The sequence below is a fragment of the Pseudomonas viridiflava genome (assembly GCF_003702045.1).
Classification (GTDB): domain Bacteria; phylum Pseudomonadota; class Gammaproteobacteria; order Pseudomonadales; family Pseudomonadaceae; genus Aquipseudomonas; species Aquipseudomonas viridiflava_C.
In genome coordinates this window covers 55,140-69,573 of sequence record NZ_RBTP01000015.1, presented here as the reverse complement: position 1 = coordinate 69,573, position 14,434 = coordinate 55,140, and the positions used below count along the sequence as shown (strand labels likewise).

General features: G+C 59.6%; 16 protein-coding genes. 10 read left to right on the top strand and 6 right to left on the bottom strand.

Translation table 11 applies throughout. From position 1 onward, the window contains the following. The first annotated feature begins 140 nt into the window (after window positions 1-140). The 10 genes from ALP40_RS06590 to ALP40_RS06545 are packed head-to-tail and all read left to right on the top strand — an operon-like array spanning window position 141 to window position 8,802. On the top strand, window positions 141-1,103 hold the full coding sequence (locus ALP40_RS06590) for a DUF523 and DUF1722 domain-containing protein (protein WP_122207502.1): 963 nt from the start codon (window positions 141-143) through the stop codon (window positions 1,101-1,103). A gap of 2 nt (window positions 1,104-1,105) precedes the next feature. Then, a complete protein-coding gene (locus ALP40_RS06585) occupies window positions 1,106-2,008 on the top strand; it encodes a MerR family transcriptional regulator (RefSeq protein ID WP_122207501.1) in 903 nt (300 codons plus the stop codon). 9 nt (window positions 2,009-2,017) lie between these two features. Continuing rightward, a complete protein-coding gene (gene phrB, locus ALP40_RS06580; RefSeq protein WP_122207500.1) occupies window positions 2,018-3,466 on the top strand; it encodes a deoxyribodipyrimidine photo-lyase in 1,449 nt (482 codons plus the stop codon). After that, window positions 3,459-3,884 (top strand): nuclear transport factor 2 family protein, encoded by a 426-nt coding sequence (locus ALP40_RS06575; protein WP_122207499.1) that lies wholly within the window; start codon window positions 3,459-3,461, stop codon window positions 3,882-3,884. Before phrB ends, ALP40_RS06575 begins: the two co-directional genes overlap by 8 nt. Continuing rightward, window positions 3,881-4,681 (top strand): SDR family oxidoreductase, encoded by an 801-nt coding sequence (locus ALP40_RS06570; RefSeq protein ID WP_122207498.1) that lies wholly within the window; start codon window positions 3,881-3,883, stop codon window positions 4,679-4,681. Before ALP40_RS06575 ends, ALP40_RS06570 begins: the two co-directional genes overlap by 4 nt. Beyond that, window positions 4,678-5,925, top strand: a complete 1,248-nt coding sequence (locus ALP40_RS06565; protein ID WP_122207497.1) for an NAD(P)/FAD-dependent oxidoreductase — start codon at window positions 4,678-4,680, stop codon at window positions 5,923-5,925. The genes ALP40_RS06570 and ALP40_RS06565 overlap by 4 nt, the downstream gene beginning before the upstream one ends. After that, window positions 5,922-6,722, top strand: a complete 801-nt coding sequence (locus tag ALP40_RS06560) for a DUF1365 domain-containing protein (protein WP_122207496.1) — start codon at window positions 5,922-5,924, stop codon at window positions 6,720-6,722. The genes ALP40_RS06565 and ALP40_RS06560 overlap by 4 nt, the downstream gene beginning before the upstream one ends. Continuing rightward, on the top strand, window positions 6,709-7,977 hold the full coding sequence (locus ALP40_RS06555) for a cyclopropane-fatty-acyl-phospholipid synthase family protein (protein ID WP_122207495.1): 1,269 nt from the start codon (window positions 6,709-6,711) through the stop codon (window positions 7,975-7,977). Before ALP40_RS06560 ends, ALP40_RS06555 begins: the two co-directional genes overlap by 14 nt. Then, on the top strand, window positions 7,970-8,491 hold the full coding sequence (locus tag ALP40_RS06550; protein WP_122207494.1) for a DUF2878 domain-containing protein: 522 nt from the start codon (window positions 7,970-7,972) through the stop codon (window positions 8,489-8,491). Before ALP40_RS06555 ends, ALP40_RS06550 begins: the two co-directional genes overlap by 8 nt. Beyond that, window positions 8,488-8,802, top strand: coding sequence for a YkgJ family cysteine cluster protein (locus ALP40_RS06545; protein WP_219853726.1), 315 nt, complete (start codon window positions 8,488-8,490; stop codon window positions 8,800-8,802). Before ALP40_RS06550 ends, ALP40_RS06545 begins: the two co-directional genes overlap by 4 nt. A 108-nt stretch (window positions 8,803-8,910) precedes the next feature. On the opposite strand, the gene ALP40_RS06540 is transcribed toward ALP40_RS06545, so the two are convergent. The 6 genes from ALP40_RS06540 to hemA form a co-directional block, all read right to left on the bottom strand. Then, on the bottom strand, window positions 8,911-9,429 hold the full coding sequence (locus ALP40_RS06540) for an acyloxyacyl hydrolase (protein ID WP_122207493.1): 519 nt from the start codon (window positions 9,427-9,429) through the stop codon (window positions 8,911-8,913). Window positions 9,430-9,544: 115 nt separating this feature from the next. Beyond that, entirely contained in the window at window positions 9,545-10,360 is an 816-nt protein-coding gene (murI, locus tag ALP40_RS06535) for a glutamate racemase (RefSeq protein WP_122207492.1), read from the bottom strand. Beyond that, window positions 10,353-11,123 carry a molybdopterin-synthase adenylyltransferase MoeB gene (locus ALP40_RS06530; protein ID WP_183136006.1) on the bottom strand — a complete coding sequence of 257 codons (771 nt, stop codon included), beginning with the start codon at window positions 11,121-11,123 and terminating at the stop codon, window positions 10,353-10,355. Before ALP40_RS06530 ends, murI begins: the two co-directional genes overlap by 8 nt. After that, window positions 11,117-11,950, bottom strand: coding sequence for a peptide chain release factor N(5)-glutamine methyltransferase (gene prmC, locus ALP40_RS06525; RefSeq protein ID WP_122207490.1), 834 nt, complete (start codon window positions 11,948-11,950; stop codon window positions 11,117-11,119). The genes ALP40_RS06530 and prmC overlap by 7 nt, the downstream gene beginning before the upstream one ends. Beyond that, window positions 11,951-13,033, bottom strand: a complete 1,083-nt coding sequence (gene prfA, locus ALP40_RS06520; RefSeq protein WP_122207489.1) for a peptide chain release factor 1 — start codon at window positions 13,031-13,033, stop codon at window positions 11,951-11,953. Next, complete coding sequence (gene hemA / locus ALP40_RS06515) at window positions 13,030-14,307, bottom strand: glutamyl-tRNA reductase (RefSeq protein WP_122207488.1); 1,278 nt, start codon at window positions 14,305-14,307, stop codon at window positions 13,030-13,032. Before hemA ends, prfA begins: the two co-directional genes overlap by 4 nt. Window positions 14,308-14,434 lie beyond the last annotated feature (127 nt).

Sequence of the window (14,434 nt, the reverse complement as noted above, 5' to 3'; positions counted from 1 at the left end):
TTTCCATCACCCAGTGACAACGACTTCAAACACCCGTCCAAATCCTCTACAAACAATTTGACTTGTACAGCTATGCACCTATGATGAGGACAAGTTGTACAGAGCATGTTGTCTGTACAAGTCTTCTGTAGAGGTTGGTGATGTCAACGCCCGTAACCGAAAAGCCCAAATTGGGGATCAGCGCTTGCCTCATGGGCGCTGAGGTTCGCTTCAATGGCGGCCACAAGGAATCGCATCTATGCACGCGCGCGCTGAGCCAATACTTCGATTTCGTCCAGGCCTGCCCTGAAGTCGCGATCGGTATGGGCATCCCGCGCGAGCCTATCCGCCTGGTTGGCGATGCGGAAAACCCGCGAGCCCTGGGCACTGTCAACCGCGACCTTGATGTGACCGAAGCGCTGGCCGAGTACGGCGTTCAAATGGCCAGCGAGCTGGGCGATATCTGCGGCTACATCTTCATGCAGAAATCGCCTTCGTGCGGCCTGGAGCGGGTCAAGGTCTACCGCGAGAACGGCGCCCCTGTCGACGGTGGCGGCAGCGGGATTTATGCCAAGGCGTTCTGCGACCTGCACCCCAACCTGCCCGTCGAAGAAGACGGCCGCTTGAACGACGCTGTGCTGCGGGAAAACTTCGTGACGCGCGTGTTCGCTTACTCCGCCTGGCAGCAACTGCTGAAGGAAGGCGTGACGCGCCGTGCCCTGACCGAGTTCCACTCGCGTTACAAATATCAGCTGATGGCCAACGATCCGGTGCAATACAAGGCACTGGGCAAGATGCTCGGCAGCATGGGGCGCAGCGATCCGAAAGACATTGCTCCGCAGTATTTCAGCGAGCTCATGACCGCCCTGAAAAAATGCGCGACCCGTCGTACCCATACCAACGTGCTTCAGCACTTGACCGGCTACCTCAAGCAGACCATCAGTGCCGAGGACAAGCAGGAAATTCAAACGCTCATCGGCCAGTACCATCAAGGCATTGTGCCATTGATCGTGCCGTTGACCCTGCTCAAACACCACTTCCGCCAACACCCGGATCCGTATGTAGCGCTGCAGGTGTACATGCAGCCCCATCCGGAAAACCTGAGCCTGCGCAATGCGATTTGAACATGAATGAGTTGGATAAGGATGCCCCGGACGACTGGCTGCCGATCCGCGAGGTTGCACGCCAGACCGGCGTCAATGCCGTCACGCTGCGCGCTTGGGAAAGGCGTTATGGCCTGATCGTCCCGCACCGTACCGAAAAGGGTCATCGTCTGTATTCGCAGGAACACGTCCAGCGCGTGATGATGATCCTCACCTGGCTCAACCGTGGCGTGTCCGTCAGCCAGGTCAAAGCCTTGCTCGACGACGACCGACAGGATGCGCCGCCGCCCTCGAGTGACTGGGATGCCCTGCGCCAGACGCTGCTGATCGCCATCGGCGAACTGGCGGAGCGTCGAGTCGATGATGTGTTCAACCAGGCCATGTCCCTGTACCCGCCTCGCACGTTGTGCGAACAGCTCCTGATGCCGCTGCTGGCGGAACTGGAACAGCGTTGGCAAGGCAAGTTCGGTGCTCAACTGGAGCGCACGTTCTTTTACTCCTGGCTGCGCAGCAAGTTCGGTGCACGCATCTATCACAACAATCGCCAGCTCAGTGGCAAGCCGGTGCTGCTGGTGAACCACTCCGACCTGCCGCTCGAGCCGCATCTATGGCTAACGGCCTGGCTGATCAGCAGCGCTGACTGCCCTGTGGAAGTCTTCGATTGGCCGCTACCGGTGGGTGAGCTCGCACTGGCGGCGGAATACCTGCAACCGCGAGGCATCGTGCTGTATTCGAGCAAGGCCTTGAACGTGGCGCAACTTCCGCGATTGCTGGCCAACATCACCTGCCCCGTCGTACTGGGTGGACCAACGGTAAAGATCCACAACGCCGAGTTGCTCGTAAGTGCAAACGAGGTTGCAGGTCTGACCCTCGTCGATGACCCGCTCAGTGCTCAGATCGAGCTCGGCAAGCTCGGCATTATCTAAGGACTTAACATGCAACTGCTTTGGCTGCGCAGCGACCTGCGCGTTCATGACAATACTGCCCTGAGCGCTGCTATGGAGCGGGGCCCGACGCTGGCGGTCTATCTGATCAGCCCGGCGCAATGGCAGAGCCATGACGATGCAGACTGCAAAGTCGATTTCTGGCTGCGCAATCTGGTGGAACTGCAAAAGGCACTGGGCAAGCTCAACGTGCCGCTGCTGATTGGCGAAGCAGACACCTGGGAAAAGGCACCGCACGTTCTGGAAAAACTCTGCGCGGAGCACCGGATCGAAGCCCTCCATGTCAATCAGGAATACGGCATCAACGAAACCCGTCGTGATGAGGCCGTGCAGAAGACACTGGAAGACGCCGGCGTTCATTTCCACAGTCATCTGGATCAGTTGCTGTTCAAACCGGGCAGCGTGCTGACCAAGACCGGCAACTACTTTCAGGTCTACAGCCAGTTCAAAAAAGTCTGCTACTCGCGACTGCAAGAAGCGATGCCCCACACCATTCGCACGCCAAAGCCTCAGGACACGGTGGCGATCAAGAGCGACCCGATCCCGGAGAACGTTAAAGGCTTTGCCACACCGTCCCAAGCCCTTCGCGATTTGTGGCCTGCGGGTGAGGACGAGGCGCATCGTCGTCTGACGGCCTTCGCCGACGAGCAGATCAGTTACTACAAGAGCGAACGCGACCTGCCTGCAAAGCCAGGCACCAGCCAGATTTCGGCGTACCTCGCCGCTGGCGTGGTTTCGCCGCGTCAATGCCTGCATGCGGCCCTGAGCAGCAATCACGGCGAGTTCGAAACCGGTAATGAAGGAAGCGTGACCTGGATCAACGAGCTGCTGTGGCGAGAGTTCTACAAGCACACGCTGGTCGGCTATCCTCGGGTGTCACGCCACCGTGCGTTCCGCCCGGAAACCGAAGCCTTGCAATGGCGTGACGCCCCTGAAGAACTGCTGGCCTGGCAAGAGGCGCGCACCGGCCTGCCCATCATTGATGCGGCCATGCGCCAACTGCTGGAAACCGGCTGGATGCATAACCGACTAAGGATGGTCGTTGCGATGTTCCTCACCAAGAATCTGCTGATCGACTGGCGGGAAGGCGAGCGCTTTTTCATGCGCCACCTGATTGACGGCGACCTGGCTGCCAACAATGGTGGCTGGCAATGGAGTTCGTCCACCGGGACCGACTCGGTGCCCTACTTCCGCATTTTCAACCCGCTGTCACAGTCGGAGCGATTCGACCCCGAAGGCGTGTTTATCAAACGCTGGCTGCCCGAACTGGCCGACCTGAATAAAAAGCAGGTCCACAATCCGGCATCTGCGGGCGGCCTGTTTGGCGTTGCGGACTATCCAGCGCCCATCGTCGACCTGGGCAAGAGCCGCGCACGCGCACTGGCCGCCTTCAAGTCACTGCCCGGCCGTGTGTCTGCGACGGAGAGCGCTGATGACTGATTTCCTGCCTCGGTTTGCCGAGGGCTTCGCAGCGCTGAATAAGGACAACCTTGAGAGCGTTGGAGAGCTGTACAGCCAGGACGTGTCCTTCAGCGACCCGATGCACGACATTCAGGGCATCGCGGCCATGCGACGTTATTTCGAGCAACTGTATGCCAACGTCAGCGACCTGCGTTTCGACTTCCACGCGTTCGACGAAGTCAGGGCCGGTGAAGGCTACCTGATCTGGACCATGCACTACTCACATCCGCGTCTGGCCAATGGCCGCACCATCCATGTCGAAGGCTGCTCACACGTGAAGTGGCGCGATGACAAGGTTTATCGGCACCGGGACTACTTCGACGCTGGCGCATTGCTCTACGAGCACTTGCCCGTCATGGGTCGGGTGATCAATTGGCTCAAGAAGAGGTTGGCATGAACACTCCTGTCGCACGACGTATCTGGCTGACCGGCGCAAGCAGTGGCATCGGTCTTGCGCTTGCCATCGAACTGCTCAAGGCAGGCCATCGCGTGGCGTTGACCGCCCGCACGCTGGAACCGCTGCAGAACCTGGCGAACCAGTACCCGACCCAGGTGCTGCTGGCGACAGGGGATATTACGGACGGGGTGCAAGTCACTGCCATTGCCGACCTTATCGCCCAGGAATGGGGTGCGCTGGACACCGCGATTCTCAATGCGGGCACCTGTGAATACATCGACACGCAACACTTTGAAGCGGCAATGGTTGAACGCGTGGTCCGCACCAATCTGCTGGCCAGTAGCTTCTGCATCCAGGAAGCATTACCGCTGCTGCGCAAGGGGCGTCGTCCGCATCTGGTCGGCGTTGCCAGCGCTGTGACCTTTCTGGCCCTGCCTCGCGCCGAAGCCTATGGCGCGTCGAAAGCCGGGCTGCGCTATCTGTTCGAAGCGCTGCGACTGGACCTGGCCAGCGAAAACATCGACGTGACCATCGTCAGCCCCGGCTTCGTCGACACCCCGCTGACTGAGAAAAATGATTTCCCGATGCCCATGCGCTGGCCCGTCGCCAAAGCGGCCAGGCACATTGCGCAAAATCTGGCACGCGACAAGCGTGCGCTTGAGATCGCCTTCCCTGCGGTGTTCATTCTCAGCATGCGCCTGCTGGCGATGCTCCCGGTACGCGCCAGACTTGCCATTGGCAGGCGCATGGCCCGTTCTTCGGCACAGAGCGCGACGTCGACCAAGGACATTCAATGAAAATCGCCGTTGTCGGCAGCGGTATTGCCGGGCTGACCAGTGCCTACCTGCTCAACCGCTCCCACGATGTGACGGTGTTCGAGTCGTCCGACTGGATCGGCGGACACACGCACACGGTGGACGTGCAGGTCGATGGACATCATCACGCCATCGACACCGGTTTCATTGTGTTCAACGACTGGACTTACCCGAACTTCATCAAGCTGCTCGGCCAGTTGGGTGTGTCGTTCAAGCCCACCGAAATGAGCTTTTCGGTGCACGATCCGCGCACCGGCGTCGAATACAACGGTAACAACCTCAACAGTCTGTTCGCCCAACGCAGCAATCTGTTGTCACCGACATTCTGGGGCATGCTGCGTGACATCTTGCGCTTCAATCGTCAGTCCATCGACGATCTGGAGAACCAGCGCATCGCGGCCGACACCACGCTGGGCGACTACCTGAAAAACGGGGGCTATGGACAGCGCTTCATCGACCATTACATCGTGCCGATGGGGGCTGCGATCTGGTCGATGTCACTTGCCGACATGCTGGCCTTTCCCCTGCAGTTCTTCGTGCGGTTCTTCAAGAATCATGGCTTGCTGTCGGTGACCAACCGACCGCAGTGGTGCGTGATCGAAGGCGGCTCCAGAGGCTATATCGAGCCGTTGACGGCCTCGTTCCGCGAAAAGATTCGCCTGTCATGCCCTGTCAGCCGTGTCGAACGCGATGCCGACGGCGTGACCCTGCACAGCGCGATGGGCACCGAGCGCTTCGACAAGGTGGTCTTCGCCTGTCACAGCGATCAGGCGCTGGCAATGCTCGCCGAGCCCTCCAGTGCTGAACAGTCGGTACTCGGGGCACTGCGCTATGCCGAAAACGACGTGGTGCTGCACACCGATACACGCCTGCTGCCCGACCGCCGTCTGACCTGGGCGAGCTGGAACTACCGGCTGGGCGGCGGTGAGCAGCAGTTGGCTGCCGTCACCTACGACATGAACATTCTGCAAGGCATCGAAAGCGATACCACGTTCTGCGTCAGCCTGAACCAGACCGCCGCCATCGATCCTGAAAAGATCATTGGCCGCTATCGCTACGCCCACCCGCAATACAGCCTTGAGGCCATTGCCGCACAGGCGCGCTGGCAAGAGATCAATGGCGTCGACAACACCTGGTACTGCGGCGCGTACTGGGCCAACGGCTTTCATGAAGACGGTGTGGTCAGTGGGTTGCGTGTGGCCCAGGCCTTTGGGGAAGCGCTGTGAACAGCGCGCTCTACAGCGGCTGGATCTCACATCGGCGGTTTGCTCCCCGATCGCATGAGTTCACCTACCGGATAGGCTTGCTGTACCTGGACCTGGACGAACAGGCCAGCGTGCTCGGCTTGTCGCCCCTGGCAGGACGCAAACGGTTTGCGCCGTTTTCGTTTCGAGAGCGCGATTACCTGCCGGAACTCACGGGTCGTGGCCTGTCGTTGATCGAAGCGGTCCGTGAGCGTGTCAGCGCGGCCTTGGGTCGCACACCGACTGGCGCTGTCTGCCTGTTGACCCAGGCACGCAGCTGGGGCCTGTCGTTCAACCCAGTCAGTTTTTTCTATTGCCACGAGAGCGACGGCACGTTGGCCGCGATTCTGTGTGAAGTGACCAACACCCCGTGGGGCGAGCGCTACAGCTATGTGCTGCCCGCCAACGGTGACGGCCATCAGCATTTTGCAGTGGCTAAAGCGTTTCATGTGTCGCCGTTTCTGCCACGCGATCTCGAATACCGCATGAGCTTCAGCCAGCCTGCCGAACGCATCGGCGTACACATGGCAGACTGGCAGGGTGAACTGAAGATGTTCGATGCCACGCTCAATCTCACCCGCCAGAGTCTTGACCGCCACACGCTGCACCGCTACCTGATCACGTTTCCCTGGATGACCGCAAAAACCTGTCTGGCCATTTATTGGCAGGCCATGCGCCTGTTGGTCAAACGCATTCCGATCTTTTCCCATCAGGCTGCCGACGGCGAGTACCGTGCTGCCGCCGCGCAACCCAAGGATTCACGCCATGAAAAGCAGTAGCAGTAGTTTTTCTGCCAATCTGGGTACCAACAGCCTGACCGCTAGCATCCTGCGTCGAGGTGTACTTCGACAACTGGCAGGCCTGCGCAACGGGCAACTGGTCGTCATCGAGCGTGGCGAGCGCCACATCTTCGGCAAAGCCGGTGCGTTGATCCAGGGTGAAGTGCATGTTCTGGATTCGGCCGCCTGGGGCATGATCGCCAGCACCGGCTCGATCGGTGCCGCCGAAGCCTTCATTCACGGTTATTGGACCACGCCGGACTTGACGGCCGTGGTCAGGATCTTCGTCAGCAATCTGGAGGTGCTGGACGCGATGGAAGGTGGCTTTGCACGCCTGACGCGTCCATTGATTCATGGCCTGCACTGGCTGAACCGCAACACGCGCAAAGGCTCGCAGAAAAATATTGCGGCCCATTACGATCTGGGCAATACGCTGTTCGAACAGTTTCTCGACCCCACGATGATGTACTCCGCTGCGCAGTTTCTGAGCGAAGACGACACGCTGGAGCAGGCGCAGTTGAACAAGCTGGAGCGTATCTGCCAGAAACTCGCCCTCAAACCGACCGATCATTTGCTGGAAATCGGCACCGGCTGGGGCAGCATGGCGATTTATGCGGCCCAGCACTACGGCTGCCGGGTGACCACCACCACGCTGTCCGCCGAGCAGTTTGCCTACACCGAACGTCGTTTGAATGAGCTGGGCCTCAAGGATCGTGTCACGCTTTTGCTGACCGATTACCGAGACCTGAAGGGCGAGTACGACAAGCTGGTGTCCATTGAAATGATCGAAGCGGTGGGCCATCGATTCCTGCCGACGTACTTTAAGCAATGCGCCAACCTGCTCAAAAGCGACGGCCTGATGCTGCTGCAAGCCATCACCATCCGCGAACAGCGCTATGCCCAGGCAAAACGTAACGTGGACTTTATCCAGCGCTACATTTTCCCCGGCGGAGCCCTGCCGTCGGTGGCGAAAATGCTGGACATCGTTGGCAATGATACCGACATGAACCTGCTGCACATGGAAGACTTCGGCCTGCATTACGCCCGTACGCTGCGGATGTGGTACGACAATTTCAGGCAAGCGCACGGCACACTGGGGGAACTGGGTTACGACGAGTATTTCCTGCGGCTTTGGGAGTTCTACCTGTGTTACTGCGAGGGGGGCTTTCTGGAACGCACCATCGGCACGGCCCAATTGCTACTGGCCAAGCCTGAAGCCCTGCGTGAACCGTTGCTCGGTCGTTTCAATGCTTAAATTATTGGCCAATGCGCTGTTGTTCCAGGCCGGTTGGTTTGCCTGTGTGCTGGGCAGCGACAGTTACTGGCTGTTGATCGCCGTCGGCGCACTGCTCATTCACTTTCTGTGGGTCAGCTCATGGGCAGCGGATGGTCGACTGGTGCTGATGGTCACTCTGGCGGGCACGGTGCTGGATAGTGTGCTGATGAACCTGGGCGTGTTCGATTTCGGTACCGGCGGTTATCTGATTCCGCTGTGGCTGATCCTGCTGTGGGCGATTCTGGGCACCACGCTCAATCATTGTTTGGCGTGGACGGCAGTTCCTGTCTGGCGAGCGGCGGTTCTGGGCGCTATTGGCGGCCCGATGTCTTACTATGCCGGCTCGCAGCTGGCGCAGGTCCACCTGCCGCTCGGATTCTGGCCAAGCATGGCAGTGCTTGGATTGATCTGGGCGGTCGTATTTCCCCTGCTTCAGTGGCTGGCAGCGCGAACCGTCGCACCTTCTGCCAGACATACGGGAGCCCCCCTCTGAACAACACCCTCATTCCAGTCGTCGCCATCGCTGGCGAGACGCAAGTCACCTGCTCCACCTGCGCGGCCTGCTGCTGCCAGCTGGAAGTGATGCTGATCACCGACACGGGCGTGCCTGAGCGCTACATCGATATCGATGAGTGGGGCGGCGAGGTTATGTTGCGGCTGGACGACGGCTGGTGCGCAGCACTGGATCGCAACACGATGATGTGTACGATCTATGAGAAACGACCGTTGATCTGTCGGGAATTCGAGGCGGGAGCGGAGGATTGTCTCAACGAACGCAAAGGGATTGCGACGGCTTATCTCTGATGCACCGGAGTGTCTCTGTCAGACTGAGAACGTTCTGTGGGAGCGGACTGACGCCATCGGCGTCAAGCCGCCTCCCACAGGTTTACCTTATTACGATCAGCCCTGAAATCAGAACGGCATCTTGTAGTGCAGCGCGTAGCTCTCGATACCATCGTTCGGCTGTTTGATGCCGGCGTTGGAGTAATGAGTGGCGCGGATACCGACTTCATGCCCACCTGCGAAGCGCAAGCCGAAACCGACGCGGTCTTCGAAGTTGAAGGCCGAACCGAATTTGCGGTCTTCAACCTGGGTGTTCGAGAACACCGAAACCCCGATGCCTGCCTCGATGTAAGGCTTCACGCTACCGGCGCCGAACTCATAAACCAGAACCGGAGAGAACGACAGGCTGTGGTTGTCTTTGTAGTCTTTGCCGTCCCAGTAGGTGTAGGCACCATCCCAGTAACCGGTCAGACGACCAATGTCGCTTTGCAGCCAGCTCTTGTCCCAATCGAATTGAACGCCCAGACGATAGGTCATGGTCGATTCCCCGGTCTGCCCGACCGAAAACTCGACGCCATCAGCCTGCGCCATTGAAACTTGCCCCGCGAGGATGGCTGAAAGAACAGCCATGCAAAAGAATCTCTTCATGAGAAACGCCCTAAATTATATGAAGTGTTGCCCGTATTGATATTGATCAGCTGCGCTTATAGAAATCGCAAACGAAGCGATAGTTCAGCCCATAACGCTTTTTTTCACGTTTTTTTTACAAACGGAAGCTTCTCACATTATTGGAGGTTTTCCACAAGTCGCGTAGGACTTTTCTGAATTTGTCAGGATCGTCACTGGACCAGTACAACGTCTCACGAGCAGGGCCACTCGCCAGCAGCCCGCACGATGACAACAGACGCTGTAATTGACGCGCCACTGCAGCGCCGGTATCGATCAGGGCGACCGATTCGGGAAGCATCTGCTGCAACAGCGGCTTAAGGAAGGGATAGTGGGTGCAACCCAGAATGATAGTGTCGCAACGCTCCGCCAATAAGGGTTCGACATAGCTGCTGAGTAGCTGGCGAATCTCCTGGCTGTGCAGATCGCCACTCTCGATCAGTTCGACCAGCCCTGGGCAAGGCTGGGTGACGACCCGTACGTCGCCTGCAAATCGATCAAGCAAGGCCGCGAACCGAGCGCTCTGCAATGTCCCGGTGGTTGCCAGCACGCCAACGACGCCACTGCGGGTCGCCTCTGCCGCCGGTTTGACCGCAGGCTCCATCCCCACAATCGGCCAGTCCGGGTAACGCTGACGGATATGCGCAACGCCCGCAGCCGTGGCCGTGTTGCAGGCGACGACCAACGCCTTGACCCCCTGCTCACGAAAGAAATCTGCGATAACCAGACAGCGATCAACGATGTACTCGGGACTTTTCTCGCCATACGGGATATGCCCGCAGTCGGCCAGATACATCAGCGACTCACTCGGGAGCAGCTGGCGGATTTCGCTCAGTACCGACAGCCCGCCGACACCCGAATCGAACACGCCCACCGGCGAGTCGCCGCCATAGCTCATGAAAATATCAGACATGCCCGCCCTGCCCGCTCCCCGGTCCGCATACGCTACAACCCGGATCTCGCTTGACCTTCAGCTCACGAAAGCGGGTGCCCAACGCATCGATCAACAAAAGACGCCCCACCATCGGTTCGCCAAACCCTGCGAGCAGTTTCAAGGCTTCGAGCGCCTGAAGACTGCCGACCAGGCCCACCAGCGGCCCGATGACACCCGCTTCGCTGCAGGTCAATTCAGCCTCGCTGCCGTGACCATACAGGCAGTGATAACACGGGCTCTCCACGCGACGCGGATCGAACACCGACAGCTGGCCTTCCAGACGGATGGCGGCGCCGCTGACCAATGGTTTGCCCGCCGCCACGCACGCAGCATTGACGGCCTCACGGGTCGAGAAATTATCGGAACAGTCGAGCACCAGATCGACGGCCTGCACCGCTGCGCTCAATGAGTCGGCATCCAGCGCTTCACGGTGGGCGACCAGCTTCACTTCAGGGTTGATTGCACGCAGACGGGCAATGGCCGAGTCCACTTTGGTCAGACCGACGCTTTGGGTGTCATGAATGATCTGGCGTTGCAGGTTGGTCAGATCGACGCGGTCGAAGTCTGCCAGGTGCAGCTCTCCAACCCCGGCAGCCGCCAGATACAGCGCCACAGGCGATCCGAGCCCGCCGAGGCCGACCACCAGGGCGCGGCTCTGGCGCAGACGCAATTGCCCTTCGATGTCGACATGTTGCAGCAGAATCTGGCGGCTATAGCGCAGCAGTTCCTGATCACTCAGCACGGCAGGCATCCGAACGTAATGCGCTCATGCTCACCCAGATCACGTCGGGTTTGTATGCGCTCGAAACCATGACGAATCAGCAGTTCCCGCACAGCAGGCCCCTGATCGTAACCATGCTCCAGCAGCAGCCAGCCACCCGGACGCAAATGGGCAGGCGCCTCGCTGATGATCGTGCGCAGATCGTCCAGACCGTCAGGGCCTGCGGTCAACGCACTGCTCGGCTCGAAGCGCACGTCCCCGGCAGCCAGGTGTGGGTCTGACTCAGCGATGTAAGGCGGGTTACTGATGACCAGGTCGAACTGTCGACCTTGCAGCGCGCTGAACCAGTGGCTTTCAAGGACTGCGGCGTTGTCCAGTTGCAGACGGCTGCGATTGCGCTCGGCGAGTGCCACGGCCTCCAGCACACGATCCACGGCGGTGATTTTCCACTGTCGACGGTCACTGGCCAGCGCCAGACCGATCGCCCCGGTGCCGGTTCCGAGGTCCAGCACCTCGGCGGGCGCGAACGTCGGCACCAACTCCAGCGCGGCCTCGACCAGCATTTCGGTTTCAGGGCGCGGGATGAGCGTATGCGAAGCGACTTCAAGGTCCAGTTTCCAGAACCCTTGCTGGCCCAGGATATAGGCAACAGGCTCACCTGCGCGGCGACGTTGCAGATAGCCCGAGAACGTCAACGCCGCTTCGGTGCTGACGATACGCTCGGGCCAGGTGTGCAGAAAGCTGCGGGGCTTGCCCAAGGCAGCGGCCAGCAGCAGTTCGGCGTCAAAGCGCGCAGTCGGGGAATCGGGAAGTTCAGCGCTTCTTAACAGGCTGGCGATGATGGTCATTTAATCACCCAGTGCCGCAAGTTGATCAGCCTGATATTCAGCGAGCAGCGGCTCTATCACTGCATCGACGCCACCGGCCATCACTTCATCCAGTGAATACAGCGTCAAGTTGACGCGGTGATCCGTCACTCGCCCCTGAGGGAAATTGTAGGTACGAATTCGCTCCGAACGATCACCAGAGCCCACCAGCAATTTGCGCTCGCTGGCAATTGCATTGGCAGCGGCACTGGTCTGCTGGTCATTGAGTTTGGCAGATAACCAGGACATCGCGCGCGCCCTGTTCTTGTGCTGCGAACGCTCTTCCTGGCATTCCACGACGATCCCGGACGGCAAGTGCGTGATGCGGATGGCGGAGTCGGTCTTGTTGACGTGCTGACCTCCGGCACCGGATGAACGGTAGGTGTCGACACGCAGGTCTGCGGGATTGATCTCGATCGCCTGCTGCTCATCGGGCTCGGGCAGCACGGCCACCGTGCAGGCCGACGTATGGATGCGGCCTTGGGATTCGGTTTCAGGCACACGCTGGACGCGGTGGGCACCGGACTCGAATTTCAGCTTGCCGTAGACATTTTCGCCTTCGACGCGGGCAATCACCTCTTTGTAACCGCCATGCTCGCCTTCGTTCTCGGACAGCACTTCCACCCGCCAGCCGCGACGCTCGGCATAGCGCGAATACATGCGAAACAGATCGCCGGAAAAAATCGCCGCCTCGTCACCGCCGGTGCCCGCGCGGATTTCCAGAAACACGTTGCGACCGTCGTTCGGGTCCCTGGGCAACAGCATGCGTTGCAGCTCGGCCTCCAGATCGACCAGTTGCAGCTTGGTTTCACGGACCTCTTCGACGGCCATCTCCCGCATGTCAGGATCGCTGTCCTTAAGCAGTGCCTGCGCCCCTTCAAGGTCGGCCACCAGCTTGATGCGCTGGTTATAGAGGGCGATAACCGGCTCTACTTCGGCGTATTCGCGGGAATAGGCACGAAATTTGGTCTGATCGCTGATGACTTCCGCGTCGCCCAGCAGCGCCGTCAGTTCCTCGAAGCGGTCGCTGAGCACATCCAGCTTATTGAGCAGTGAAGCTTTCATTGCGGGGTTTTATCCGTCGAGCCCTCACCGAGGGCAAAAAGTTCCTGGGCCATAGCCAGCGCATCCACGCGGCCTTCGGCAGACAGCTTCTTGAGCTGAACGCTTGGAGCGTGCAGCAATTTGTTAGTCAGGCCACGTGCCAGTTGCACCAGAACATCTTCGGCATTGCTGCCGTTGGCCAGCATCCGTTGCGCCTTGCTCAGTTCTTCGTCGCGCAACCGCTCACTTTGCTGGCGATAGGCGCGCAATACATCCACCGCAGCCAGCTCGCGCAGGCGGGACATGAACTCCTCAGCCCCGGTACTGACCAGTTGCTCAGCCGCCAGCGCAGCGCCCTGACGGCTCTTGAGATTCTCGGCGACGACTTCGTGCAGGTCGTCGACGCTGTACAGATACACGTCATCCAGCTCGCCCACTTCAGGCTCGATATCCCGAGGGACGGCGATATCCACCATGAAGATCGGTTTGTGCTTGCGCAGCTTGAGCGCACTTTCGACCGCACCCTTGCCCAGAATCGGCAACTGGCTGGCGGTCGAACTGATGACAATGTCGCTGTTGACCAGCTCGGCCGGAATATCCGACAGCAGCACCGCGTGAGCACCAAACTCGGCGGCCAGAATGCTGGCGCGCTCCAGTGTACGGTTGGCGACCACGATACGTTTCACGCCCAGATCGTGCAGGTGCCGGGCGACCAGTGTGATGGTTTCGCCCGCGCCAATCAGCAACGCCTGGCTGCGCTGCAGATCGCTGAAAATCTGTTTGGCCAGGCTGACGGCGGCAAACGCCACCGAGACCGGATTTTCACCAATCGCCGTATCGGTACGCACCTGCTTGGCGGCGCTGAATGTGGCCTGGAACAGACGCCCGAGCAGCGGACCGACCGTACCGGCTTCGCGGGCGACAGCGTACGCCGATTTCATCTGGCCGAGAATCTGCGGCTCGCCCAATACCAGAGAGTCCAGACCCGACGCCACGCGCATCATATGCCGCACGGCCTCATCGTCCTCATGGATATAGGCGCTTGCGCGCAGCTCATCCAGACTCAGATGATGATAATCGGCAAGCCAGGCCAGAATCTGGTCGGCCACAAGCTGATCATGCTCGATGTACAACTCGCTGCGGTTGCACGTCGACAGGATCGCCGCTTCACGACTGTGCGTGAGGCGGCACAGCTGCTGAAGGGCCTCAACCAACTGTTCGGGCGTAAAAGCCACGCGCTCGCGAACGTCTACCGAGGCGGTCTTATGGTTGATACCGAGTGCAAGGAAGGCCATTCAGGGTCGCTGGTGGTGACGTGAAGCCGGCAATTGTCCTACTTCAATAAGCTCAGAACAACCACCGCATATTATTGTCCCACTAGAATCGCTCGTCGCAGGCAGTCTGTGCAGGGCTGCGCCACCG